Raw genomic sequence first — 24,440 nt, forward strand, 5'->3', positions numbered from 1 at the left:
GCATGGCTCGGCACTACGGGCACTGTCGGTGAAATCCAGTACCTGACGCCCTGCCGCCCGCGCCTGCTATTTGCCCTGCCAGCCCCCACAGAACTTGAGAACCCGCCCGGCCGTCGCCATAAAGGAAGTTCCTGACAGCAACGTAGCCAGCCATGAGCGATCTTCCCCACGTATTCGAGGCCACCACCGAAACCTTCGAAGCCGAAGTCCTGCAGAAATCCATGCAGACCCCGGTGTTGGTCGATTTCTGGGCGACCTGGTGCGGGCCGTGCAAGAGCCTGGGCCCGATCCTGGAGAAGCTGGCAGGCGAGTACAACGGCGCCTTCGAGCTGGCCAAGGTCGATGTGGACAAGGAGCAGCAAATCGCTGCGGCCTTCCAGATCCGCTCCGTACCCACTGTCTTCCTGATAAAGGACGGGCAGATCGTTGATGGCTTCCCCGGCGCGATGCCTGAGGGTCAGCTCCGCGAATTCCTGACCCAGCACGGCGTCAGCCCTGCCGAGGCGGACGCTGCCATCGAGGACGAAGCCCAGGCATTGCCGTTGGACCCGGCCGCCGAAGTTGCCGCCTTGCGCGAGGCCATCGCTGCCGAGCCGGACAAGGCCGAGCTCAAGCTGGATCTGGCCTTGGCCCTGCTCAAGACCGGCGCCACCAGTGAAGCCGGTGCACTGCTTGACGGCCTGCCGGCCAACCTCGCGACTGACGACCGTGCCATCCGCGCACGCGCCCGTCTGGATTTCGCCGCCGCCCTGCAGGACGCACCTGCCAGCGAGGCGCTGGCGGCCCGCCTGCAGGCCGACGGCAATGATCTGGAAGCACGCTACCTGCTCGGCATCCATCATCTGCTCGCCGGTGCCGATGAAGCCGCATTGGAACAGTTCATCGAGATGCTGCGCATCGACCGCAGCTTCCGCGACAGCCTGCCGAAGAAGGCACTGATCGATGCGTTCCGCGTCATCGAAGACGAGGACCTGGTGGGCCGCTACCGCCGCAAGATGTCTTCGCTACTGTTTTAACTTAACGCCAGACAGTTCAATTTGCGTGTCAATTGCACGAAAATTGACAGCCCATCGTGGATGATCGCGCCGTGGCCCTTGCCACGGCAGCCCGGATCACCAAACGATGAAGCCGCAACCAGCACGATGCCAGCGTAACGGACACGCGTTTTTGGAGCCAAAGTGGCCGTGAGAAACATCGATGTTCGCTCCTCCCTGATGCGGCTGCTAGTGGCTGGATTGCTGCTGTGTTGGGCAACGCTTGCCAGTGCCCAGGATTGGACCTATCGCGCCCGCCCCGGCGACACCTTGTGGGATCTGGGTGCGCGCTACCTGAAAGCCAACGTGCCATGGCAGCAACTGCAGGCGCATAACCGGATCAGCGACCCTTACCGGCTCGCGCCCGGCCTGACCCTGCGTTTCCCCATCGCCTGGCTGCGCGTGCAACCGGCTCCGGCACGGGTGGTTGCATTGCGCGGCCCGGTCCAGGTCAGCGACCCGGTCAACGGTACCCGCCCCTTGCAGGCCGACATGCTGTTGCCTATCGGCAGCCAGCTGCAGACCGGAGACGACGCCAGCGTCACCCTCAGCTTTGCCGATGATTCACGCCTGCAACTGCGCGAGAACTCGCTGCTGCAGTTGGACCAGCTCAGCAGCTACGGTGCCACCGGCATGGTCGACACCCGCATGCGGCTGCAGCGCGGGCGCAGCAGCAACCAGGTGACACCGGCGCGCGGGCCGGCATCGCGTTACATCATCACTGCACCCACCGCGACCAGCAGTGTGCGCGGCACCCTGTTCCGGGTGAATGCCGGTGACGAAGACAGTGCAGCGACCACCGAAGTCGTCGAAGGCCGTGTCCAGGTGGGCAACCGGGCCGGCAAGCGACTGATCAACGCCGGCCATGCGACGCTGATCCCGGCACTCGGCACAGCGCCCGCAGCGGCACGCCCGCTGCTGCCACCGCCGCAGCTGATGGAGGCACAACTGCGCCTGCAGTCCCTGCCGTTGCTGGCGGCCTGGCAGCCAATGGATGCGGCACGAGGCTACCGGGTGGAAGTCGTACCCGCGGTAACACCGGACATTCTGCTGTTCGCCCGCGAAGTGAGCACGCCGCAGATCCGGATCGACAACCTGCCTCCGGGTCAGCTGCGCCTGCTGATAAGGGCGATCGACGCCGACGAGGTTGAAGGGCTGGACGCCGCACGCGATTTTTCCGTGCCCGACGGCCTGCCCCCGCCATTGACGATTGCCCCGTTGCACGGGCAGACCGTGCATCAGCTGCAGCCACGCTTCCAATGGGCCAAGGTTGCCGGCGCCACCGGCACCGTCCTGCAGATCGCCGACAACGCCGACTTCCGCAACCCCCTGCTCGAACAGCAGACCAGCACCCAGCACCTGCGCATTGGTAGCCCCTTACCGGCTGGCAGCTATTTCTGGCGGCTGGCCTCGATCGACGGTGACAGCGCGCCGGGCCGCTATGGCCAGGCGCTGCCGTTGCAGCTCAGCGATGCGCCCGCGACCACGCCACTGGATTCGGCAAAGGACAGCAAGGGCCGACTTACCCTGCGCTGGCCAGCCGACGCTGCCGCCGAACGCTATCGCGTACAGGTCTCGCGCCAGGCAGACTTCTCCCGACTGCTGCTGGATGAGCACGTGGATACACCGGAAGTCGCATTCAAGCAGCCTTGGCGCGGCGGCACCCTGCACGTCCGTGTGCAGGCCATCGAGGAGGATGGCTATGCCGGCGCGTTCTCGGCGCCACAGCAGATCCAGCTGCGCTGCCGGCTCTGCTATGGGGTCGGCGCAGGTGTCTTGCTGCTGCTCGCCTTATGAGGCCACTGCGTCCACGTTGGCGGGTCCGCCTGTTGTTCGTGCTCGGCTGCTCCCTGCTGGTCGGATGGCTCAGCCATGCGCGGGTGTTCTGGCAGCAGGACGTAGCCAGCTATGACCTGCTGGTCGGTGACTGGGGCTACCCGCCCGATCCGCGGCTGGCGATCATCGCCATCGATGACCGCAGCCTGCAGCAGCTGGGGCAATGGCCTTGGCCACGCAGCACGCACGCGGCGCTGCTGGATCGCCTGCATCAGGCCGGCGTGGCGCGCGTCGCGCTGGACCTGATGCTGCCTGAAGCCGACCGCAAGGACCCCGGCCAGGACGCTGCCTTGGCTGCGGCCATCGCCCGCAATGGCCGGGTGGTGCTACCGGTGTTGGCCGCACCGGCCAGCGACGAGGCCGTTCCCGAGGAACTGCTGCCGGTGCCGGCCATCGCCCAGGCAGCCGCCGCGCTGGCGCATACCGACATCGAAGTCGATGGCGATGGGGTTGCGCGCGGGGCTTACCTCAAGGCCGGCATCGGATCACCGCATTGGGCGGCACTGGGCGCAGCGCTGGCCGGCATCAACGACCCACTGCCTGGCATGGCCGATGACAGCCCGCGCGCCAGCTCCCCGTATCAATGGCATCGCGACCACTATGTAAGGCTGCGCTATGCCGGACCGCCCGGCAGCTTTCCGCAGATGTCCTACATCGATGTGTTGGAAGGCCGCATATCCCCTGACCTGTTGAAGGACCGTTTGGTCATCGTCGGCATGACCGCCAGCGGCATCGCCCCGCGCCTGCTCACCCCGACCTCGCGCGACAACTGGATGAGCGGGAGCGAGTACCAGGCCAACGTGGCCGCGATGCTGTTGGCAGGCAATGCCATTCGCCCCCTGCCGCCGCTCCTGCAGACCACGATCACCGTGGCGCTGGTGATACTGGGTGCGCTGGGCATCACCTCCCGCATCCGCCAACGCTGGCTGCTCGGCGCGCTTGCCATTCCGGCCCCGCTGTTGCTCAGCCTGGCTCTGCTGCATGCCAACAGCCTGTGGTTTGCCCCGATAGCGGCGAGCTTCGGCCTCATCGGCATGCTGTTGTTCTGGACGCTGTGGCAGATGCGCTACTGGCGCCACCAGGCCAACCGTGACCCGCTCACCGGCCTGGCCAACCGCATGCGCTTCGAGGAAACGCTGCGCCGCGAAACCGATGCCGCGCGCCGCAGTGGCCGGCCGTTGACCTTGCTGCTGATCGACGTGGATCACTTCAAACGTTGCAATGACAGCCACGGGCATTACGTCGGTGATCGCCTGCTGCGTTATCTGGGCCGCACCATCGAGGACATGGCGCGGCGGCCGCGTGACCTGGCCGCACGCTTTGGCGGCGACGAGTTCGCCATGATCCTGCCCGATACGCCTCCTGCCGGTGCCGAGCAACGGGTGCAGACCCTGATCAACCAGGTGCGCCAGCTCAGCATCCCGGTCGACAAGGCCCACCACAGCAAGACCGGGACCACCGTCACCATCGGCGTATGTACCGTGCTACCCGGTCCGGATGACGGCCCCGCGCGCCTGTTCGAGGCCGCCGATGCCGCCCTCTACCAGGCCAAGCAGGCCGGCCGCGATGGCTACCGGATCGCCCCGCCCTGGCCGAACTGAATTTTCCATACGCATGCGAATGCTAGACTCCGGTTCCCCGTCCGTCTGCACGCACAATGAAAGCCAGCCTGTTCCGCCGCGGCATCAACCTGTGGCCGCCCTTCCTGTTCGCCGGCATCCACGTGACCGACATCAGCGCCGACTACCGCTACGTGCGGGTCGAACTGCGGCAGCGGCCGTGGAACGTGAACTACGTGCGCACCCATTTCGGCGGCAGCCTGTTTGCCATGACCGATCCGTTCTGGATGCTGTGCCTGCTGCAGAACATGGGCAGCCGCTATTTCGTCTGGGACAAGGCCGGCAGCATCGACTTCCTCAAGCCGGGCCGCGGCGTGGTCTGGACCGAGTTCCGGCTCGACGACGCCACCCTTGGGGAGGTACGCACCGCCACCGCCAACGGCGACAAATACCTGCACTGGTTCCAGAACGACGTGCTTGATGCCAGTGGCGAGGTGGTCGCGCGGGTGCGCAAGCAGGTCTATGTGCGCCTGAAGCCCGACGCGCGCAGTCCGGGCTGACTGCCCGGGCCGTCTGCTCCTTCCGTCTCAGTCCGGCAACCGGCTGGCCGGTAACGGCAGGCCCAGCCAATCATCAATGCGGGGCTCGCCGTACAAGGCAACCCGTAGTTGCTGGCCATCCGCGTCCAGTTGCAGCGGTCGCCGCTGTCCGCGCAGGCGCAGCGGCATTGCCGCCAGGCTCTCGGCGGTCGGGCCTTGCGGGTGCGCCCGGAGCCACAGCAACGCCTCCGCCGCACGCAGGCTGGCGCCGGCGTCCTGCAGCCGTGTCGCGTAGCCGTCATAGGCCGGACTCGCGATGTCGGCCAGGATGCACCCCATTACATTGGCCGCACATTCCAGTCGCCACAGCGAACGCGGCGGCGATACCGGCCAACGCTGCGCCTGATCGGCGGCCAATGCCTGCATGCTCGCCGGCAGGCACGCCCCCTGCAGGCGCTGGGCCATCGTTGCCCGGTATTTGCGCGCATCCCATACCAGCATGGCCATTGGCTGGCGTGGATCCGGTCCGCCACTGCTGACCATCTGGAACTCACCCCGCATGGCCGTACACATGCTCAGCTCGGCCGGCGCCGGTGCCGTGAACACGTCCTTGCAGGCCTCGGGCAAGGCGTGATCAAGCGGCAGCTCCGCCAGCACCTCGGCCAACAGGCGGACGTTGCCCTGGACCATACCGGCCCCCAGTACCGTCGGCACCAATCCATCACTGTGCGACATCAACATCCTGCCGGCACGGGCGTCATTGCAGATACCCGCCAAGGCCGCATCGCTATGCCCCTGCACATGGGCCAAGGCATGCGCGGCACTTGACCGCTGCAGCAGGCCCCAGCGTGGCAGCGGTGCGTGGGCGTCAGCAACGAAAGGGCTTTGATAGCGGTCGTAGCGCGACAACGCCGCGATCCGCGTCAGCAGGCCCTGTTGCGATTGCAGCGCCTGCGCCAACGCAAGTGGTGCTGCGCGCACCTGCGGCAGGCAGTCGGCGCCACGCCAACTGCAGACCACGGCCATGTCAGGCACTTCGGGGTAACGCCCCTGCGCCGCGCGCGTTATCGTCGGCTCCCCGTCATCCTCGCCACCGGCATCGCCGGCTGGGGTCCGCGCAGCCTCGGCAATCCGCCGCCCGTCTTCGGCGATCAAGGCAGCCCCGGCGGCGTTCGGCACGTCGTCGAAGTCGAGCAACCAGACCATCTCGAAGGCATTGGCGCCCGGCAACCGCACCGGCTGCTCCATCAGCTCCAGCGCCTGTTGCTGCGCCTTGGGCAGTGGCATCCACCGCGACACCGACCACACCAGCACCGCCGTGACCAGCACCAGCAGGGCGGCGATCACGAACCATCGCAGCAACTTCAACACAGCGTTCTCCCGATGTTCCGTTGCAGCTGAACCGCGGCAGCTTAACCGGCAGCTGCATCCCGCTACAATTCGCAGATGTCGCCCGAAGCCGTCTCCCCCGCCCCCCGCCCCTCCCTGCATCGTCTTTTCCTTACCGGCCTGCTGACGCTGCTGCCGATCTGGTTGACCTGGGTGGTCGTCAAATTCGTGTTCGTCCTGCTCTCGGGCATCAGCAGCCCGCTGATCGTGCCGTTGTCCGAACGTATTGCCGCCTCGTTCCCGGACTACCTGGGCTGGATCAAGGTTGAATGGATGCAGGACATCACTGCCCTGCTGGCCACGTTGCTGGTCATCCTGCTGGTCGGCATCCTCAGTCGCCGGGTCATCGGCCAGCAGTTGCTACGCTGGTTCGGTGCGGTGATCCGTCGCATCCCCCTGGCCAGCATCATCTATGACAGTGCCAAGAAGCTGCTCGACATCCTGCAGACCAAGCCGGGCAGCACCCAGCGCGTGGTGCTGATCGACTTCCCGCACCGCGACATGAAGTCGATCGGCCTGGTCACCCGGGTCCTCAAGGAACAGGGCACCGGCCGCGAACTGGCTGCGGTATATGTGCCCACCACCCCGAACCCGACCTCCGGTTACCTGGAAATCGTCCCGGTTGAGCTGCTCACGCCCACCGACTGGACCGTGGACCAGGCCATGAGCTTCATCATTTCCGGTGGCGCGGTCGCCCCGGACAGCGTGCCATTCACGCGCTCCGCCGACCGTTGAGCCCTCTCCCGTGCCTTGCGGCGGGCCCCGCAAGGCATGGGATATAACCGGACCTGTATCACCGGCGCGTGTTCATCCGCGCCACGGCTGGTCGTCACCGCGGATATCGGGCAAGCTCCCGGGTCGATGTATTTGCGGAACACCTGATGCCTTACAGCCCGTTGCGCCTGCTTGCGCTTGCCATTGCCTCGATCATGACGCTGTCCGTTGCGGCCCCTGCCGACGCGGCGAAGAAGAAAACCCAGCGCCAGTCAGCGCCGCAGAGCCGCGCCGCCAAGCCCCGCACCACGCCGCGCCCGGCCCCGCGCCGCCCGGCGGCGGTGCCGCTGCCGATCAAGCAGGACAACGCCGCCAAGCTCAACCGCATCTACGACGAATACTGGGATGCCTCGATGCGGCTCAACCCGCTGCAGGCCACCTTCCAGGGCGACCCGCGCTACAACGACCAGCTGCCCAACTTCCTGTCCGCCGCCTCACGCCAGCAATCGCACGACTTCATGGTCGAGTGGCTGGGCAAGGTCCAGGCCGTCGGCCCCAGCGGCCTGCAGGGCCAGGACCTGCTGAGCTATGAGATCTTCGTGCGCGACGCGCAGGTCTCGCTGGCCGGCGAGCAATACCCGACCTGGATGCTGCCGATCAACCAGTACTACAACCTGTCCAGCATCATCGCGGTGCTGGGCTCGGGTGCGGGCGCGCAACCGTTCCGCACGGTCAAGGACTATGAGAACTGGTCCAAGCGCTCACTCGGCATCCCGGCGCTGTTCGACCAGGCCATCGCCAACATGCGCGAAGGCAAGGCCGCCGGGGTGGTGCAGCCACGTGCATTGATGGAAAAAGTGCTGCCGCAGCTGGACGCGGTGATCAAACCCACCGCCGAGGAAAGCCTGTTCTGGGGCCCGATCCGCAACATGCCCGAGGACTTTTCCGCCGAGGACAAGGCCAGGCTCAGCGCCGAGTACAAGCGCATGATCGAGAACCGGATCATGCCGGCCTATCGTTCCCTGCGCGGTTTCATCGCCACCGAGTACATGGCCGCCGCGCGCAGCACCGATGGCATGGCCGCGCTGCCCAATGGTCGCGCCTGGTATGCACACAATGTGGCCAGCAGCACCTCACCGGCGCGCACACCGGCCGAAATCCACGCGCTGGGCGAGCAGGAGGTCAAGGACCTGCAGGCGCGCATCGATGCGGTGATGAAGCAGGCCAGGATCCGCGGCTCGCAGCAGAAGGCATTCAATGCCATGCGCAACGACCGCCAGTTCGTCTTCCGCGACGCCAATGCCCTGCTGGCGCGCTATGCAGAGACCGGCGTGCGGGTGAATGCCGCCGTGCCCGCACTGTTCAACGAACAGCCCAAGGCCAGCCTGGAAATCAAACCCGTGGAGGCCGAGCGCGCCGCCACTTCCAGCGCCGCCAGCTACCAGCCGGGCAGCGCTGATGGCCAGCAACCAGGCGTGCTTTACGTCAATACCAGCGACCTGCCCTCACGCAAGCGCTGGGCAGTGACGATGCAGTACCTGCACGAGGCCATTCCCGGCCATCACTACCAGCTGGGCGCGCAGCAGGAACTGACTGCACTGCCGCGCTTCCGCCGCCTTGGTGGCGATGTCGCCTATGTCGAGGGCTGGGGCCTGTACGCCGAATCGCTGGGCCAGGAACTGGGCCTGTACAGCGACCCCTACGATCAGCTCGGCTATCTGCAGACCACCTTGCTGCGCACCGTGCGGCTGGTCGCCGACACCGGCCTCAATGCCGCCGGCTGGAGCCGCCAGCAGGCCACCGAATACATGGTCAAGAACGCCGACATCCCGGCCGCCGATGCCGCCTCCGAGGTCGAGCGCTTCATGGCCTTGCCCGGCCAGACACTGGCTTACCGGGTCGGCGAGATCAAGATTCGACTATTGCGCGACAAGGCCCAGGCCGCGCTCGGCGATCGTTTCGACCCACGCGAGTTCCATCATGAAATCCTCAAGGACGGCTCCATGCCATTGGAGATCCTTGAAGCCAAGATCGACCGCTGGATCGCCAGCAAGAAAGCCTGATCACCTACCCAGGAGCCGCCATGCCACGCTGGAAACCCCGACTCGCCCTGCTCTGCCTGTTCGCGTGCTCCAGCCTGGCCGCTGCCGCCCCCTTGGCGCCGCCTGATGCGGGCATCGACGGCTTGATGCAGCGCTACGACGGCCAGGTTCCCGGCGCTTCTGTGCTGGTATTGAAAGATGGCCAGCCCGCATTCCGCCGCAGCTACGGACTGGCCGTGGTCGAGGACGGCACTGCGGTCACCCCGGCCAGCAATTTCCGCCTGGCCTCGGTCAGCAAGCAGTTCACCGCCGCGGCAATCCTGCTGCTGGCCGAAGACGGCAAGCTGGGCATCGATGATCCGCTGAAGAAGTGGCTGCCCAGCCTGCCCGCCGTGGCCGACACGATGACCCTGCGGCAGCTGCTCAGTCACACCAGCGGCCTGCTCGACTATGAAGAGCTGATGGACCCGGCGGATACCCGCCAGGTCCATGACGCCGACGTGCTGCAACTGCTGCAGAAAGAGAACCGGACTTACTTCACGCCGGGCAGTGACTACCGCTACAGCAATAGCGGCTATGCCTTGCTGGCGCTGGTGGTGGGCAAGGCATCGGGCAGCGACTTCGCCAGCTTCCTGCGCCAGCGCATCTTCCTGCCGCTGGGCATGAGCAACACCTACGCGCACCAGGACGGCATCGATGAGGTACCCAACCGCGCCTATGGCTACAGCCAGATCGATGGCCGCTGGCAGCGTACCGACCAGAGCACCACCAGTGCCGTGCTCGGCGATGGCGGCATCTATTCCTCCATTGACGATCTGGCCAAGTGGGATGCGGCGTTGTACGACGAACGCCTGCTGAAAGCAGCGTCACTGAAACTGGCGTTCAGCCCGGCAACGAAAACCACTGAACCCGACGTTCCGTTCTATGGCTTCGGCTGGCGCATCAATGGGGAAGCGCTGTGGCATAGCGGCGAGAGCATCGGCTTCCGCAATGTGATCGTGCGTTATCCGACGCAGAAGCTGACGGTGATCGTGTTGAGCAACCGCAACGAACCCGAACCCTATGCGCTGGCCATCGACATCGCCCGGCGCTGGCTGGATGCTGCGCGATGAATCTGCTTGGCATCCACCATGTTGCGGTGATTGCCGCCGACTACGCGCGTTCGCGTGACTTCTACGTGCGCATCCTCGGGCTGGAAGTGATTGCCGAGAATTACCGCGACGCGCGTGACTCCTGGAAGCTGGACCTGCGCCTGCCCGATGGCAGCCAATTGGAATTGTTCTCCTTCCCGAACCCTCCCGCACGCCCCAGCCGCCCGGAAGCCCGCGGACTGCGCCACCTCGCCTTCCGTGTCGCGGCGCTGGACGATGTAGTGGCCCACCTGCAACGCGAAGGCGTAGCCTGCGAGCCGGTACGCGTGGACGAATTCACCGGCAGCCGCTTCACCTTCTTCGCCGACCCCGACGACCTACCGCTGGAACTCTACGAGACCCCAGCCAGGTAGTGCCGAGCCATGCTCGGCAGAGGCTTTCCTGGCGAAAAGCTGCCCTCACCCCAACCCCTCTCCCGCCAGCGGGAGAGGGGCTGAAGCAAGCGATGCCGCTACCCCGTAGTGCCAAGCCACGCTCGGCAGGCGCTTTCCTGGCAACACATCCGCGCAACGGATTGCAGGAACGGCGTAAGCCACGAAGCCAAAGCAAGATCAACAGCGATAGAGCCACCCCCTCCCCAACCCTCCCTTTCGCCTTCGGCCAAAGAGAGGGCGCAACAACAGGTCACATTCCGACCGTAACCACGTCCCTGGTCCTAATGACTTCCGGCGCATTGTCGCCGGCCCGGCCGTGGCGGAAGGTTGCGGTCATCATCCAAGGAGAGGTTGGGTTCCCATGCTGCAGATCCGTGGTCTGTCGAAAACCTACGCCAATGGCGTACACGCACTGAAAAATGTCGATCTCGACATTCCCCGCGGCATGTTCGGCCTGCTTGGTCCCAATGGCGCCGGCAAGTCCTCCTTGATGCGAACCCTGGCCACCCTGCAGGAGGCCGATTCCGGCAGCGCCACCTTGACCACCGCCGATGGGGCCAGCATCGACGTCCTGCGCGACAAGGATGCGCTGCGCCGCAAGCTCGGCTACCTGCCACAGGACTTCGGCGTCTACCCCAAGGTCAGCGCACTCGACCTGCTCGACCATTTCGCCGTACTCAAGGGCCTGACCGCGCGCAAGCAGCGCAAGGAAGTGGTCGAAGCCCTGCTGCAGCAGGTCAACCTCTGGGATGCACGCAAGCGCAAGCTCGGCACCTATTCCGGTGGCATGCGCCAGCGTTTCGGCATCGCCCAGGCGCTGCTGGGCAACCCGCAGCTGGTGATCGTCGACGAACCCACCGCCGGCCTGGACCCGGAAGAGCGCAACCGCTTCCTCAACCTGCTGGCCGAGATCGGCGAGAACGTAGCGGTGATCCTGTCCACGCACATCGTCGAGGACGTCACCGACCTGTGCCCGACCATGGCCATCATGAACAAGGGTGAGGTGCTGCTGACCGGACGTCCCACCGATGCCATCAATGCATTGCAGTCACAGGTCTGGCGCAGGCAGGTGGCCAAGGCCGCGCTGCCTGACTACGAAAGCCGGTTTACCGTGCTGTCGACGCGACTGGTTGGCGGCCACCCGGTGATCCACGTATTCGCCGACAACTGCCCTGAAGCAGGCTTCGAACCGGTAGCACCGGGCCTGGAGGACGTCTACTTCCAGCGCCTGCGCCTGCAGGCGCAGGCCGCCTGACGGAGACGACCATGACCCTCGCCTTCCTGCGCTTCGAGCTACGCGAGCAGCTGCGTTCTCCCTTGTTGTGGCTGCTTGCGGTGCTGTTCGCCCTGCTCGCCTTCGGTGCCGCCTCCAGCGACGCCGTCCAGATCGGTGGCGGCATCGGCAATGTGCATCGCAATGCACCGTCGGTGATCGCCAGCTTCATGACCTCCTTCACCCTGATCGGGTTGCTGGTGGTCACCCTGTTCGTCAGCAACGCGCTGCTGCGTGACTTCGAACTGGGCACTTCCGAGCTGGTTTTTTCCAGCCCGATCAAACGCCGTGACTACCTGCTGGGCCGGCTTGGCGCGGCGCTGCTGGCCAGCCTGCTGATGTACGTGATCATCGGCATCGGGTTGTTCATCGCCCAGTTCATGCCGTGGATCGATGCCGCCCGGCTCGGGCCAGTGTCACTGCGGCCCTATCTGTGGTCGTTCGCCTTCATGGTGCTGCCGAACGTGCTGTTCACCACCGCCCTGCTGTCCGTGCTGGCGGTTACCACCCGCAACATCCTGTGGGTCTATATCGGCGTCATCGTGTTCTTTGTGCTGTACGGCGTCAGCCGCGCCCTGCTGGCCGACATCGACAACATGCGCATCGCCTCGCTGCTCGATCCACTGGGCATGCGCGCGATGAGCCATGCAACGCGCTACTGGTCGGCCGAAGAGCGCAACACCGGCTTGCCCGCGTTCACCGGCTACCTGCTGGAGAACCGCGTATTGTGGCTGGCGGTGACCGGCGCGTTGTTCGCCGCGACGTTCGCCCTGTTCCGCACCGAGCGCAGCGGCACCGGCCGCAAGCGGGGCAGGAAGGTGGCCAGCGTCGCTACCACCGACGGCAAACGCAGCAATGTGACTGCACCCAAGGTCACTCCCAGCTTCAACGCTGCAACCGGTTGGCGGCAGCTGCTGCGTCAGGTCGGCTTCGATGCGCTGGGCGTGTTCCGCAGTGCGCCGTTCCTGGTGCTGCTGGTACTGGGCATGGCCAACTTCATTCCCAGCGCCCTGCACCGTCAGACCATGTACGGCACACCCAGCTGGCCAGTGACCTCGCAGATGCTGGAAGCGCTGCAGGGTAGCTACAGCTTCCTGTTGATCATCATCGTGCTGTTCTATGCCGGCGAGCTGGTTTGGCGGGAACGCAGCGCGCGTATCGCCGGTATCAGCGATGCCATGCCGGTGCCGAACTGGGTGCCGCTGCTGGGCAAGTTCCTCACCCTCATCGCGGTGGTGTTCGCGTTCCAGGCCATTGGCGGCCTTACCGCCATTGCCATCCAGCTGAGCAAGGGCTACACCCAGATCGAGCCCTTGCTGTACGTCAAGACGCTGGCCCTGAACTCGGTGGTCTACATCCTGATGGGCGGCATGGCCTTGGTGCTGCAGGTGCTGAGCAACAACAAGTTCATGGGTTACGCGCTGCTGATCTTGTTGCTGATCGGCCAGTCGGTGCTGGGCATGCTCGACTACACCCAGAACCTGTACAACTTCGGCAGCTGGCCGAATGCGCCGTACTCGGACATGAATGGCTACGGTCACTTCCTGACCGGACAGCTGGCCTTCCAGGGCTACTGGACGCTGTTCCTGCTGGTATTGCTGCTGCTGTGCGCCGCCCTGTGGGTGCGCGGCGTGGACTCGGGCTGGCGGCAGCGCCTGCGCCTGGCAAGGCAACGCCTGCGCGGCCCGCTGGGAGCCGGTCTGGCGGCGGCGGTGCTGGCCTTCATCGCCTGCGGTGGCTGGCTGTACTGGAACACCAACATCCGCAATGAATTTGTCTCGCCGGACCAGCAGCTCGACCTCCAGGCCCGCTACGAGCGCGACTATCGCAAGTACAAGGACCTGCCGCAGCCGCGCATCATCGCCATCGACAACAACGTCGACCTGCACCCGGAAACCCAGTCCGTGCGCATCGACGGCGTCTACCGCGCGCGCAATACCCACGCGACCGCCATCCCCGACATCCACGTCGCGATGGGAGATGACAAGACCCTGACCAGCATCGAGATGGGCGGCGCCAAGCTGACCACCCACGATGAGGAACTGGGCTATCGCATCTACCATCTGGATGCACCGATGGCGCCGGGCGAGGAACGCGATATCCGCTTCACCGTCGACATCCATCCCAACGGCATCACTTCCGACCAGGCACAGACCCGGATCGTCGACAACGGCAGCTTCTTCAACAGCCGTGTGCTGCCGGCCTTCGGCTATGACAGCGGCGCGGAGATCAGCGACCGCAACGAGCGCCGCAAGCGTGACCTGGGCGAGCCGACGCGCATGCCAAAGCTGGAGGATGAAGCCGCGCGCGCCAATACCTACATCTCCAACGATTCGGACTGGCTGGATTTCCGCAGCACCGTCTGCACCGCACCGGACCAGATCGCGCTGGCACCGGGTTACCTGCAGAAGGAGTTTGAACGCGATGGCCGTCGCTGCTTCAGCTACGCCATGGACCGGCCGATGCTGAACTTCTACGCCTATCTGTCGGCACGCTGGCAGGTGAAGAAGGGCATGTACAAGAACATCCCTATCGAAATCTATTACGACGCCAAGCATCCGTACAACGTGGACCGGATGATCGAAGGTGTGCAGAAGTCACTGGCTTATTACGAAGCCAACTTCAGCCCGTACCAGCACAAACAGGTGCGCATCATCGAGTTCCCCGGCTACCAGTCATTCGCGCAGAGCTTTGCCAACACCATCCCCTACTCGGAGTCGATCGGCTTCATCGCCGACCTGCGCGACAAGGATGATGTCGACTATGTGTTCTATGTCACCGCGCATGAAGTGGCGCACCAGTGGTGGGCACACCAGGTGATCGGCGCCAATGTGCAGGGCGCGACCGTGCTGTCCGAGTCCTTGTCGCAGTACTCGGCCTTGATGGTGATGGAGAAGGAGTACGGACGCGGCCACATGCGCCAGTTCCTGAAGGATGAGCTGGACAACTACCTGTCGGGCCGCGGCGGCGAGGATGTAGAAGAACTGCCGCTGTACCGCGTGGAAAACCAACAGTACATCCATTACCGCAAGGGCTCGGTGGTGTTCTACCGCCTGCGTGAGGAAATGGGCGAGGAAGCATTGAACCGCGCCTTGTCCCGTTTCATCCAGGCCAAGGCCTTCCAGCAACCGCCGTATACCACCTCGGCGGAACTGCTGGAGTTCATCCGCGCCGAAGCCAAGCCCGAGCAGCAGGGTCTGATCACCGACCTGTTCGAGAAGATCAGCTTCTACGACAACCGCGTGGTCGAGGCCAACGCCAAGAAGCGGGCGGACGGCCGCTACGACGTGACCCTGCAGCTGCATGCGGACAAGCGCTATGCCGACGGCATGGGCAAGGAGACCGCAGGCACGCTGGACGACTGGATCGAGGTCGGTGTGTTCGCCAAAGGCGCGTCTGGCAAGGAACGCGATGAAAAGGTGCTGTACCTGCAGCGCCACCACATCACCGCCGCTGCCCCGAGCATCACCGTTACCGTCGACCAGAAGCCCGATGAGGCCGGCTTCGACCCGTACAACAAGCTGATCGACCGGGTTTCCGCCGACAACCGCAAGCGGGTGACGGTGCAGTAAGCGAGATGCGAGCGATGCCCGGCTTAAGCCCCTCTCCCGCTGGCGGGAGAGGGGTTGGGGTGAGGGCAGCTTTTGAAGCATTGCCGGGAAAGCCCCTGCCGAGCATGGCTCGGCACTACATCCTCCAAAATCTGCTGCACTGCGGATTCCGTACGGGACCGAATGCGGTTACATTCGGCCCGTAACAGCGCCGCCGGCAGCTGACCAAACCCACCCTGGGAGGGGACACATGCGTACGACTTTCAAGACCCTGCTGCTGGCCCTGCCGCTGCTGGCCGCCGGCTTCTCTGCCAGCGCCAGTGACAGCGCCGCCGGCCGCTGGCGCACCATCGACGACGAAACCGGCCGGGTGAAGTCCATCGTCGAGATCAGCCAGGCCGCCAACGGCACGCTCAGCGGCAAGGTGCTGCAGGTACTGCAGTCCGACCAGGGTCCGCACCCGGTCTGCAACAAGTGTGAAGGTGCCAACAAGGGCAAGCCGATCGAAGGCATGACCATCCTCTGGAATGTCCGTCCGGACGGCGCCAACAAGTGGGCCAACGGCACCATCCTGGACCCGGCCAAGGGCAAGACCTACAGCTCCAAGGTCGCGCTGGTGGACAACGGCCGCAAGCTGGACGTCTCCGGCTGCATCGCCTTCATCTGCCGCACCCAGACCTGGCTGCGCGACCAGTAAGCCGCTCAAAGCCTTTGCTTGAAGCCCCTATCCCGCCTGCGGGAGAGGGGTTGGGGTAAGGGGGAGCGTTTAGCTAGAAAGTCAAAAGCTCCCCCTCATCCGCCCCTTCGGGGCACCTTCTCCCGTAGACGGGAGAAGGGAAGGCCCAGGTTTCGCTCCCTGTCTGGCAAGCCCCCAGCCCCGGCCTCCCGGGGCTGCTTCTTTCCGGCCATGCGATAATCCCCGGTCCCCTGCCGCAAACCATCGCCATGACCCGCAACGCCCTAGTCACCAATGCCCTGCCCTACGCCAACGGCCCGCTGCACCTCGGCCACCTGGTAGGTTACATCCAAGCCGACATCTGGGTGCGTGCGCGGCGAATGATGGGCGAGAAGGTCTGGTACGTCTGCGCCGATGACACCCACGGCACGCCGATCATGCTGGCCGCGGAGAAGGCCGGGGTGACCCCGGAAACGTTCATCGCCAACATCCAGGCCGGCCATGAACGCGATTTCGCCGCCTTTGGCGTGGACTTCGATCACTACGACTCGACCAACTCGGCCACCAACCGCGAGCTGACCGAGGCGCTGTACGCCAAACTCGACGCCGCCGGCCATATCAGCCGTCGCTCGGTGGCGCAGTTCTACGACCCGGCCAAGGGCATGTTCCTGCCCGACCGTTACATCAAGGGCACCTGCCCGAACTGCAAATCGCCCGACCAGTACGGCGACAACTGCGAAGTCTGTGGCGCCACCTATGGCCCTACCGACCTGATCGAGCCGAAGTCGGTGGTGTCCGGCGCCACCCCGGAAATGCGCGATTCGGAGCACTACTTCTTCGAAGTCGGCCGTTTCCAGGAGTTCCTGCGCGAATGGCTGGCCGGCGACGTGGCCCTGCCCGGCGTGAAGGCCAAGCTCGCCGAGTGGCTGGATGCCGAGGGCGGCCTGCGCGCGTGGGACATCTCGCGTGACGCGCCCTACTTCGGCTTCGAGATCCCCGGCGCACCGGGCAAGTACTTCTACGTGTGGCTGGACGCGCCGATCGGTTACCTGTCCAGCTTCAAGAACCTGTGCGCCAGGACCGGCGACGACTTCGACGCCGTGCTCGCCGCCGACAGCAACACCGAACTGCACCACTTCCTCGGCAAGGACATCGTCAACTTCCACGGCCTGTTCTGGCCGGCGGTGCTGAAGGGCAGCGGCCTGCGCACCCCGACCAAGCTGCACGTCAACGGCTACCTGACCGTGGACGGCGCCAAGATGAGCAAGTCGCGCGGCACCTTCATCATGGCCCGCACCTACCTGGATGCCGGCCTGGCACCGGAAGCGCTGCGCTATTATTTCGCCGCCAAGTCCTCCGGCGGCGTCGACGATCTGGATCTGAACCTGAGCGACTTCACGGCCCGCGTGAACGCCGATCTGGTCGGCAAGTTCGTCAACCTGGCCAGCCGCTGCGCCGGCTTCATCGCCAAGCGCTTCGACGGCAAGCTGGCCGACGCGCTGCCGGACCAGGCCCAGTACGACCGTTTCATCGCTGCGCTGGCACCGATTCGTGAGGCCTACGAGCGCAACGACGCGGCCGCTGCCATCCGCCTGACCATGGCGCTGGCCGATGAAGCGAACAAGTACATCGACGACACCAAGCCGTGGGTCATCGCCAAGCAAGAGGGTGCCGACGCCGAACTGCAGGCGGTCTGCACCCAGGGCTTGAACCTGTTCCGCGTGCTGGTTACTGCCCTCAAGCCGGTGTTGCCGGCCACGGCACTGCAGGCCGAAAGCTTCCTCAACGCCCCGGTCCACGGCTGGGACGACATCACCACCCCGCTGACCGCACACAGCATCGCCGCCTACGTGGCGCTGTTCACCCGTATCGACCCCAAGATGATTGACGCAATGACCGACGCCTCCAAGGACACCCTCACCGCCCAGCCCGCCACCGAGGCCAAGCCGGCCAAGGCTGAAAAGCCCGCCAAGGCCGAAGTGAAGGCCGAGGCCAAGGCCGAAGGTGAAGCTTCCGCGTACATCGGCATCGACGATTTCGCCAAACTCGACCTGCGCATCGGCAAGGTGCTGGAATGCGGCTTCGTTGAAGGCTCCGACAAGCTGCTGCGCTTCCTGCTGGATGCCGGCGACCTCGGCCAGCGGCAGATCTTCTCCGGCATCCGCGGCAGCTATGCCGAGCCGGAAGCACTGGTCGGCCGCAATGTGGTGTTCATCGCCAACCTGGCCCCGCGCAAGATGCGCTTCGGCCTGAGCGAAGGCATGATTCTGTCGGCCGGTTTCGACGGCGGCGCACTGGCGCTGCTGGATGCCGATGGCGGAGCACTGCCGGGCATGCCGGTTCGCTGAAGCAGGGAGTCGGGAAGGGAGAATCGGGCGTCGTAGAAGCAGGAGCATGGCTTCATGAGGTTCCGATTTCTCCCGGCCAAGCAATGTCTGGAAAAGAAACCTAGCCGTCGCGATGTCGGGAATATCGGCCCTGCCGGTTCCCGTTTCCCAACTCTCTGTTCCCGGCACTCATGCAACTAGCCCTCTTCGACTTCGACCACACCATCACCGTCTGTGACACCTATAGCCGGTTTCTGCGTCGTGTGGCCACGCCGGAGCAGCGCGCGCAGGGGTGGTGGCGAGTTGGCCCGTGGGTGCTGGCCTATCGGCTGAAACTTATCTCGGCTGAACGCATCCGCCGCCGCGTCACTGCACAGGTGTTCACTGGCCGCCACGCGGGTGAGGTCAGCCAGATGGCCAGCGACTATGCACGCGAGCAGTTGCCGGAAATGGTGCGTCCAGAGATGCTGGAGCAGATCCAGTGGCACAAGGCACAGGGCCATACCGTGGTGGTCGTGTCCGGTTCACTGGATCTATACCTGCAGCACTGGTGCGGGCGGATGGGCCTGCAGATGATCTGCAACCGGCTCGAGGTGCAGGACAACCGCTTCACCGGCCGCTACGCCGAGGGCGACTGTGGCGCGCGCAAGGTGGCCTTGATACGCAAGCGTTTTGACCTGGGCAAGTACCAACGAATTCACGCCTACGGCGACAGCAGCGAAGACAAGCCCATGCTGGCGCTGGCACATGAGCGCTGGTATCGCGGCAAATGCCTCACCTGAGCCCCTCTCCCGCCGGGAGCGGGGTTGGGGTGAGGGCGAATAGCAGGACTCTCCAATGAATACCCAACCCCCATCAGACGCTGCACGCCCCCCTCTCCCGCAGGGAGAAGGAAAGGCTGCACTGGTCGAACGCCTCGATCGCCTGCTGCCACAGACCCAATGCGGCCAGTGCGGCTACGACGGCTGCCACCCATATGCCGAGGCGATGGCAACCGGTGAGACCGGCATTGACCACTGCCCGCCAGGCGGTGATGCGGGTGCACGTGCGCTGGCGCATGTGCTGGGAGTGCCGGCCCTGCCCTACGACCGCAGCCGCGGCGAGCACAAACCGGCGCAGGTCGCGGTCATCGTCGAAGCCGACTGCATTGGCTGCACCAAGTGCATCCAGGCCTGCCCCGTCGATGCCATCGTCGGCGGCGCCAAATACATGCACACGGTGCTGGCCGACCTGTGCACCGGCTGCGAGCTGTGCATCCCGCCCTGCCCGGTGGATTGCATCGAGCTGCAGGCTGTCCCGAACCCTGGCTTTGTGGGAGCGGCGTAAGCCGCGAAGCTCGTGGAAACCGAGCTGGCGAAGATCCCTATCGCGGCATCAAACCGTAAAAACGCAGCAGCTCCAGATCATGTTGAACGCTGCGACTCAAGCATTGCCAGCTTCGCGGCTTACGCCGCTCCCACACACAGCTGCAGTGCTCCCTCAATACTCGTCATCCTCGCCTTTCGGCGGCAGTGGCGGCACGGTGTACTGGTGCCCGTGCGCACGACAATCCGCTATCAAGGCCTCCGCATCGGCCCGCACTATCGCGCGTGTGCCCAGCGGATAGCGGTCGTTCTCGACCAGATCCGTGCGCAGGTCGGTAAACCGTGAGAACGAGGCCGATACCGCATAGCGCTCTTCCGAGGTAGCCAGCGCATCACCGCCCCACCAGCGGATCAACGATTGCGCGTTGTCCCAGATCAGCACCGTTTCCACCGTGCCGCGGTCGAGCAGGTAGCCCACCGCGCAGAATCGGTTGGGAACGCTGCGGTCACCGTGGCGCCGTACCGTGTTGCGCAGCTCCGCCTCGATCAGCTTGAACTGCGGGTAATCCAAGGGCTCGATGCGCTGCACCGGCGCTTGCGCGTAGATCATCTTCGACAGCGGCGCCGGTGCTGCCACCGACACGCTGGCCCCCATGCCTGCCAGGACACAACACAGCGCGAACAACAGACGGCTTCTCATTCCTTTCCCTTGCCTCCCTGCAAAGACATCACCAGCCTCACGGCCGGATCTGCCCGGGCACCATCGCACCCGGGCCAGACCCGCGATAGCGGTGCCGTCCGATTACGGTACAGCCGCAGTGATCACGATCTCGATCTTCCATTCCGGATTGGCCAGCTTGGCCTGCACGGTGGCGCGCGACGGTGTTGCGCCCTGCGGCACCCACTTGTCCCAGGCTTCATTCATGCCGGCGAAATCCGCCAGGTCAGCCAGGAATATCTCGGCGCGCAGGATCTTGGTCTTGTCGGTCGGCGCCAGGCGCAGCAGATCGTCGATGGCCTGCAGTACCTGCTCGGTCTGGCCCACGATATCGGCGCTGGTATCTTCCGGCACCTGCCCGGCCAGATAGGCCACGCCGTTGTGGATGGTCATTTCCGACATGCGCGGGCCGGTATCGAAGCGTTGGATCATGGGGGTGACTCCGTGTTGTGGATGTAGCCGCCATTGTGAGGGCAAGCGGAAGTTTCAGGCGTTTCTTTGCGTGAACGACGCCACGACACAAACGCTACCAGCAGCAGCCAGCCCACCACCACGGCGATCACCAGCTTCTGCCCGAGTCCGCGCGGGCTACCACGCCACAGCACATGCAGCCATAGCCCGGCGAAGGCGAACCATGCCCAGCCCCAGGTCAACCAGTACAGCCCCCGCCAACGCACATCACGACCGAAGCACCAGGCCTGCAACAGCATCGCAACGGTCACGCACAGGAACGCGGTTTGCGCCGCCAGACCGTGCACCAGGGGCGCCAGCAGCGGCGCATGCTGTGGCAACCAGCTGTCGCCAATCGCCACCGCCGCCAGACCGAGCCCGGCCAGCACGAACAAACTGGGGGGCAGGCCGCGCCGGGCGCTGCCGTGCGCCTGCCGGTACAGCATTACCCCAAGCACGGCGATGGCCAGCGCCAGCAGACAATAGGCGACGCGCAGCAGGATGCCGTACGGGCCGTGCAGGTACAGACTGAGGGTTGCGCGAATCCAATCCAGATCATCGCGCGCAAACTGCAGGCTGATGGCAATGGCCGAGAACAGCAGCAGGGCCAGCACCACGGCCAAGGCCAGCGCTGCCGATTGCCAGGCCCGTCCATGCGAACCACGCCCCATGCCCCTGCCCCTGCGTTCGAATTACCCAGTCTAGTCTGCCTGCGGCCGCCACGCTGACTGAAGGCGGTGAAAACGCAACAGCGCATGCATGCAGCCATCATCACGCGTGAGGACTAGTCTTATGCGTCCGCGCCGCACCAGCGCATAGCCCTATCCGCCTGCATGACCGCGTCCTCCACGCCTTCGGAACCTTCCGCGCCGGTTTGGCGGCGCATGGCCGCCATCCTCGTCACCCTGGCCATCATGGCAATGGCGTTGCATGCGCTGGCGGGTGAGTTCAGCGATCACGGTTACCACCAGATCCGCGCCGCCGTGCGCGGGCTGTCATGGGCGCAGTTGGGTCTGGCCACGCTGTTGGGCATGGCCAGCTATGCCTGCCTGATCGGATTCGATGCGATTGGCCTGCGCCGCGCCAGGCATCCCCTGCCCGCCGCCCGCGTCGGCATCACCGCCTTCCTGGCCCACGCCGCAGGGCAGACCCTTGGCTTCGCCGCACTGACCGGTGGTGCCATCCGCGTGCGCAGCTACGGCCGTGCCGGGCTCAGCCTGGGCGAGATCGGCCAGGTGGTGCTGATGAGCACCCTGGGCTTCGTGTTCGGTGCCTGGCTGCTGCTTGGCCTAGCCTTGCTGCTGGAACCAGGCGCCGCCGCCTTGGCGCTGCCCATCTCGGCCACGACGGTGCATGCCCTCGGCATCGGCGTGTTGGTCGGTTTCGCCGCGATGTTGCTGTTGGTCGGCCGCGACGGCCGCAGCTTCGGTTGGGGCACGCACCGGATGTGGATTCCTGACCGTCGCACGGTACTGGAAGTCACCGTACTGAGCGTGGTTGAGCTGTGCCTGGCCTCGGCCGCGTTCTACGTCCTGCTGCCGGCGCAGGCCGAGGTCGGCTTCATCGGCTTCGTTGGCCTGTATCTGGTCGCGGTGGTGGCCGGACTGATCTCCACAGTGCCCGCAGGCTTGGGCGTATTCGAGTGGAGCCTGCTCAAGCTGCTGCCGCAGGTGGCGCCGGCCGCCATCCTCGCCGCCGCCGTGGCCTATCGCATCACCTATTACCTGCTGCCGTTATTCCTGTCCGCGTTGCTGGCCGCCCTGGCCAGCGTGCGTCGCCCGCTGCGCAGCGGTGCCGGTACCGCCTGGACGGTGATCCGCCCCTGGCTGCCACAACTGATCGCACTGGCCGTGTTTGCGGCCGGCGCACTGCTGCTGATCGACGGCACGCTGCCAGTGCCCCATCAGCGGGTGTTGCCGGCATCGCTGCCGATCGTGGAGACCTCACACCTGCTTGGCAGTCTGGGCGGCGTGTTGTTGCTGTTGATCGGACAAGGCCTGCAGCGGCGCAGCCATGCCGCGTGGATGCTGGCATTGGCGCTGTGCATCGCCCTGCCCGTGCCGGCCTGGTTGCGTGGCGGCCATCTGACCGTAGCCCTGGCCTTGCCGCTGGTGGCGGTGGCGCTGTGGGCGGCCCGGCGCGAGTTCTACCGCGAAGGTGCCTTGCTCGACGAGGCATGGTCGTGGCCATGGCTGCGCAATGTCGCGCTGGTGCTGGTGGCGACGGTGTGGTTGCTGTTCTTCGTCTACAGCCACGTCGAATACCAGAACGAACTGTGGTGGCAATTCGCCACCTCCGGCAACGCACCACGTGCGCTGCGCGCCTTGCTGCTGGTCTGCATCGCGCTGATCGTATTCGGGCTTGCACGTTTGCTGCACAGCACCCGCAGCCCCCTGCCCTTGCCGGATGCGGCAACACTGGAGCAGCTGCGCCCGGTGCTCGCCTTGGCCGAAGATACCCAGGCCTGCGTGGCGATGACCGGCGACAAGGCGATCCTGCGCAGCGAGGCTGGCGATGGCTTTGTGATGCTGCAGCGCTACGGCGGTTCGCTGGTGGCGATGGGCGACCCGGTCGGGCCGCCAGCAGTAGCAGCAGCGCTGATCTGGAAGTTCCGCGAGGAGGCTGATCGACTCGGCCTGCGCCCGGTGTTCTACCAGACCAGCGACAGGTACTGGCAGCACTACCTGGACCTTGGCCTGACGCTGGTGAAACTGGGCGAGGAGGCAATGGTGCCATTGCAGGATTTCAGCCTGGCCGGCAGCGAACGGGCCGATCTGCGCCAGGCGTGGAACAAGGGCAAACGCAGCGGCCTGAGCTTCAGGCTGGCAGCGGCCAGCGAAGTTCCCGCCTTGCTGGATACGCTGGAAAAAATCTCCGAGGCATGGCTGGACGAGAAGGCCGGCGAAGAAAAAGGGTTCTCGCTGGGCAGCTTCGAGCCCGGTTACCTGTGCCGCTTTCCGGTTGCGCTGGTCGAGGCGGAAGGACGCATCGTCGCCTTCGCCAACATCTGGCAGGCACCTGCAGGCCATGAGCTGTCGGTTGACCTGATGCGACACCGCCCGGATGCGCCCAAGGGCACGATGGACTTCCTGTTCATAGAATTATTCCTGTGGGGCGCGGCCAATGGCTATACCCGCTTCTCGCTCGGCATGGCACCGCTCACAGGCCTGGCCCAGCATCGCCTTGCGGGCCGCTGGAACCGGTTTGCAAATCTGGTCGCGCGCCATGGAGAGCGCTTCTATGGTTTCAGCGGGCTGCGTCGTTTCAAGTCCAAGTTCGCACCACAGTGGCGGCCCCGTTATCTGGCTGCGCCCGGTGGCGTGCATCTACCGGCTGCGCTGCTGGATGTGACCCGTTTGATTTCGCTGGACCCCAGCAGGAAATAAGCAAGTTGGTTTGTGGGAGCGGGGGGGGCGGGGCCGCGGAGGGAGGGGTGTAAGAAAAGGACAGAGAGACGGGGGGGGGCGCCCCCACCAACCCCCACAAAAACCCCCACCACCAAG

19 protein-coding genes are annotated in these 24,440 nt (G+C 65.2%); 15 read left to right on the forward strand and 4 right to left on the reverse strand.

What is annotated here, in order from left to right; genetic code table 11:
- Nucleotides 1–152 precede the first annotated feature (152 nt).
- The 4 genes from trxA to ACVOLQ_RS11895 all read left to right on the forward strand — a co-directional run bounded on the left by trxA (nucleotide 153) and on the right by ACVOLQ_RS11895 (nucleotide 4,989).
- On the forward strand, nucleotides 153–1,016 hold the full coding sequence (gene trxA / locus ACVOLQ_RS11880; protein WP_313173856.1) for a thioredoxin: 864 nt from the start codon (nucleotides 153–155) through the stop codon (nucleotides 1,014–1,016).
- A gap of 168 nt (nucleotides 1,017–1,184) precedes the next feature.
- A complete protein-coding gene (locus tag ACVOLQ_RS11885) occupies nucleotides 1,185–2,831 on the forward strand; it encodes a FecR family protein (RefSeq protein WP_481528134.1) in 1,647 nt (548 codons plus the stop codon).
- Nucleotides 2,828–4,471: a CHASE2 domain-containing protein gene (locus ACVOLQ_RS11890; protein ID WP_481528135.1), complete on the forward strand. Its 1,644-nt coding sequence runs from the start codon at nucleotides 2,828–2,830 to the stop codon at nucleotides 4,469–4,471. The genes ACVOLQ_RS11885 and ACVOLQ_RS11890 overlap by 4 nt, the downstream gene beginning before the upstream one ends.
- Nucleotides 4,472–4,527: 56 nt before the next feature.
- Nucleotides 4,528–4,989 (forward strand): DUF4442 domain-containing protein, encoded by a 462-nt coding sequence (locus ACVOLQ_RS11895; protein ID WP_481528136.1) that lies wholly within the window; start codon nucleotides 4,528–4,530, stop codon nucleotides 4,987–4,989.
- Nucleotides 4,990–5,016: 27 nt separating this feature from the next.
- On the opposite strand, the gene ACVOLQ_RS11900 is transcribed toward ACVOLQ_RS11895, so the two are convergent.
- The gene (locus ACVOLQ_RS11900; protein WP_481528137.1) at nucleotides 5,017–6,336 is read right to left on the reverse strand and encodes a hypothetical protein; all 1,320 of its coding nucleotides are present in this window, start codon (nucleotides 6,334–6,336) and stop codon (nucleotides 5,017–5,019) included.
- 78 nt (nucleotides 6,337–6,414) lie between these two features.
- On the opposite strand from ACVOLQ_RS11900, the gene ACVOLQ_RS11905 reads away from it, so the two are divergent.
- From ACVOLQ_RS11905 to rnfB, 10 genes are all read left to right on the forward strand, one after another.
- Nucleotides 6,415–7,092, forward strand: coding sequence for a DUF502 domain-containing protein (locus ACVOLQ_RS11905; RefSeq protein ID WP_481528138.1), 678 nt, complete (start codon nucleotides 6,415–6,417; stop codon nucleotides 7,090–7,092).
- A 146-nt stretch (nucleotides 7,093–7,238) separates the two neighbouring features.
- Nucleotides 7,239–9,134 carry a DUF885 domain-containing protein gene (locus ACVOLQ_RS11910; RefSeq protein WP_481528139.1) on the forward strand — a complete coding sequence of 632 codons (1,896 nt, stop codon included), beginning with the start codon at nucleotides 7,239–7,241 and terminating at the stop codon, nucleotides 9,132–9,134.
- Nucleotides 9,135–9,154: 20 nt separating this feature from the next.
- Nucleotides 9,155–10,225 carry a serine hydrolase domain-containing protein gene (locus ACVOLQ_RS11915; protein ID WP_481528140.1) on the forward strand — a complete coding sequence of 357 codons (1,071 nt, stop codon included), beginning with the start codon at nucleotides 9,155–9,157 and terminating at the stop codon, nucleotides 10,223–10,225.
- On the forward strand, nucleotides 10,222–10,617 hold the full coding sequence (gene gloA2 / locus ACVOLQ_RS11920) for an SMU1112c/YaeR family gloxylase I-like metalloprotein (RefSeq protein ID WP_481528141.1): 396 nt from the start codon (nucleotides 10,222–10,224) through the stop codon (nucleotides 10,615–10,617). Before ACVOLQ_RS11915 ends, gloA2 begins: the two co-directional genes overlap by 4 nt.
- A gap of 382 nt (nucleotides 10,618–10,999) precedes the next feature.
- A complete protein-coding gene (locus tag ACVOLQ_RS11925; RefSeq protein WP_313173865.1) occupies nucleotides 11,000–11,893 on the forward strand; it encodes an ABC transporter ATP-binding protein in 894 nt (297 codons plus the stop codon).
- Between the two features lie 11 nt (nucleotides 11,894–11,904).
- Nucleotides 11,905–15,483 carry an ABC transporter permease/M1 family aminopeptidase gene (locus ACVOLQ_RS11930; RefSeq protein ID WP_481528142.1) on the forward strand — a complete coding sequence of 1,193 codons (3,579 nt, stop codon included), beginning with the start codon at nucleotides 11,905–11,907 and terminating at the stop codon, nucleotides 15,481–15,483.
- A gap of 229 nt (nucleotides 15,484–15,712) precedes the next feature.
- Entirely contained in the window at nucleotides 15,713–16,159 is a 447-nt protein-coding gene (locus tag ACVOLQ_RS11935; RefSeq protein WP_313170756.1) for a DUF2147 domain-containing protein, read from the forward strand.
- Nucleotides 16,160–16,407: 248 nt separating this feature from the next.
- The gene (metG, locus tag ACVOLQ_RS11940; protein ID WP_313493373.1) at nucleotides 16,408–18,486 is read left to right on the forward strand and encodes a methionine--tRNA ligase; all 2,079 of its coding nucleotides are present in this window, start codon (nucleotides 16,408–16,410) and stop codon (nucleotides 18,484–18,486) included.
- 170 nt (nucleotides 18,487–18,656) lie between these two features.
- Nucleotides 18,657–19,247: an HAD family hydrolase gene (locus ACVOLQ_RS11945; RefSeq protein WP_481528143.1), complete on the forward strand. Its 591-nt coding sequence runs from the start codon at nucleotides 18,657–18,659 to the stop codon at nucleotides 19,245–19,247.
- Nucleotides 19,248–19,302: 55 nt separating this feature from the next.
- Nucleotides 19,303–19,791 (forward strand): Rnf electron transport complex subunit RnfB, encoded by a 489-nt coding sequence (gene rnfB / locus ACVOLQ_RS11950; RefSeq protein ID WP_481528144.1) that lies wholly within the window; start codon nucleotides 19,303–19,305, stop codon nucleotides 19,789–19,791.
- Between the two features lie 153 nt (nucleotides 19,792–19,944).
- Here rnfB and ACVOLQ_RS11955 read toward each other — a convergent pair whose 3' ends face one another.
- The 3 genes from ACVOLQ_RS11955 to ACVOLQ_RS11965 all read right to left on the reverse strand — a co-directional run bounded on the left by ACVOLQ_RS11955 (nucleotide 19,945) and on the right by ACVOLQ_RS11965 (nucleotide 21,608).
- Entirely contained in the window at nucleotides 19,945–20,469 is a 525-nt protein-coding gene (locus tag ACVOLQ_RS11955; protein ID WP_481528145.1) for a hypothetical protein, read from the reverse strand.
- Nucleotides 20,470–20,571: 102 nt separating this feature from the next.
- Nucleotides 20,572–20,919 (reverse strand): RidA family protein, encoded by a 348-nt coding sequence (locus ACVOLQ_RS11960; RefSeq protein WP_313170746.1) that lies wholly within the window; start codon nucleotides 20,917–20,919, stop codon nucleotides 20,572–20,574.
- On the reverse strand, nucleotides 20,916–21,608 hold the full coding sequence (locus ACVOLQ_RS11965; protein ID WP_481528146.1) for a DUF998 domain-containing protein: 693 nt from the start codon (nucleotides 21,606–21,608) through the stop codon (nucleotides 20,916–20,918). The genes ACVOLQ_RS11960 and ACVOLQ_RS11965 overlap by 4 nt, the downstream gene beginning before the upstream one ends.
- Nucleotides 21,609–21,770: 162 nt before the next feature.
- Here ACVOLQ_RS11965 and mprF point away from each other — a divergent pair, with 162 nt between their 5' ends.
- Nucleotides 21,771–24,323, forward strand: a complete 2,553-nt coding sequence (gene mprF, locus ACVOLQ_RS11970) for a bifunctional lysylphosphatidylglycerol flippase/synthetase MprF (RefSeq protein ID WP_481528147.1) — start codon at nucleotides 21,771–21,773, stop codon at nucleotides 24,321–24,323.
- The last annotated feature ends 117 nt before the right edge of the window (nucleotides 24,324–24,440 follow it).

The organism is Stenotrophomonas sp. STEN031, assembly GCF_056759975.1.

Bases quoted from the DNA above. Each gene is read 5' to 3' on its own strand.
- rnfB (WP_481528144.1), top strand. From the start codon at position 19,303: ATGAATACCCAACCCCCATCAGACGCTGCACGCCCCCCTCTCCCGCAG.
- ACVOLQ_RS11955 (WP_481528145.1), bottom strand. From the start codon at position 20,469: ATGAGAAGCCGTCTGTTGTTCGCGCTGTGTTGTGTCCTGGCAGGCATG.
- mprF (WP_481528147.1), top strand. From the start codon at position 21,771: ATGACCGCGTCCTCCACGCCTTCGGAACCTTCCGCGCCGGTTTGGCGG.
- ACVOLQ_RS11925 (WP_313173865.1), top strand. From the start codon at position 11,000: ATGCTGCAGATCCGTGGTCTGTCGAAAACCTACGCCAATGGCGTACAC.
- trxA (WP_313173856.1), top strand. From the start codon at position 153: ATGAGCGATCTTCCCCACGTATTCGAGGCCACCACCGAAACCTTCGAA.
- ACVOLQ_RS11960 (WP_313170746.1), bottom strand. From the start codon at position 20,919: ATGATCCAACGCTTCGATACCGGCCCGCGCATGTCGGAAATGACCATC.
- ACVOLQ_RS11935 (WP_313170756.1), top strand. From the start codon at position 15,713: ATGCGTACGACTTTCAAGACCCTGCTGCTGGCCCTGCCGCTGCTGGCC.
- ACVOLQ_RS11930 (WP_481528142.1), top strand. From the start codon at position 11,905: ATGACCCTCGCCTTCCTGCGCTTCGAGCTACGCGAGCAGCTGCGTTCT.
- ACVOLQ_RS11890 (WP_481528135.1), top strand. From the start codon at position 2,828: ATGAGGCCACTGCGTCCACGTTGGCGGGTCCGCCTGTTGTTCGTGCTC.
- ACVOLQ_RS11965 (WP_481528146.1), bottom strand. From the start codon at position 21,608: ATGGGGCGTGGTTCGCATGGACGGGCCTGGCAATCGGCAGCGCTGGCC.
- ACVOLQ_RS11915 (WP_481528140.1), top strand. From the start codon at position 9,155: ATGCCACGCTGGAAACCCCGACTCGCCCTGCTCTGCCTGTTCGCGTGC.
- ACVOLQ_RS11905 (WP_481528138.1), top strand. From the start codon at position 6,415: ATGTCGCCCGAAGCCGTCTCCCCCGCCCCCCGCCCCTCCCTGCATCGT.
- metG (WP_313493373.1), top strand. From the start codon at position 16,408: ATGACCCGCAACGCCCTAGTCACCAATGCCCTGCCCTACGCCAACGGC.
- ACVOLQ_RS11895 (WP_481528136.1), top strand. From the start codon at position 4,528: ATGAAAGCCAGCCTGTTCCGCCGCGGCATCAACCTGTGGCCGCCCTTC.
- gloA2 (WP_481528141.1), top strand. From the start codon at position 10,222: ATGAATCTGCTTGGCATCCACCATGTTGCGGTGATTGCCGCCGACTAC.
- ACVOLQ_RS11945 (WP_481528143.1), top strand. From the start codon at position 18,657: ATGCAACTAGCCCTCTTCGACTTCGACCACACCATCACCGTCTGTGAC.
- ACVOLQ_RS11910 (WP_481528139.1), top strand. From the start codon at position 7,239: ATGCCTTACAGCCCGTTGCGCCTGCTTGCGCTTGCCATTGCCTCGATC.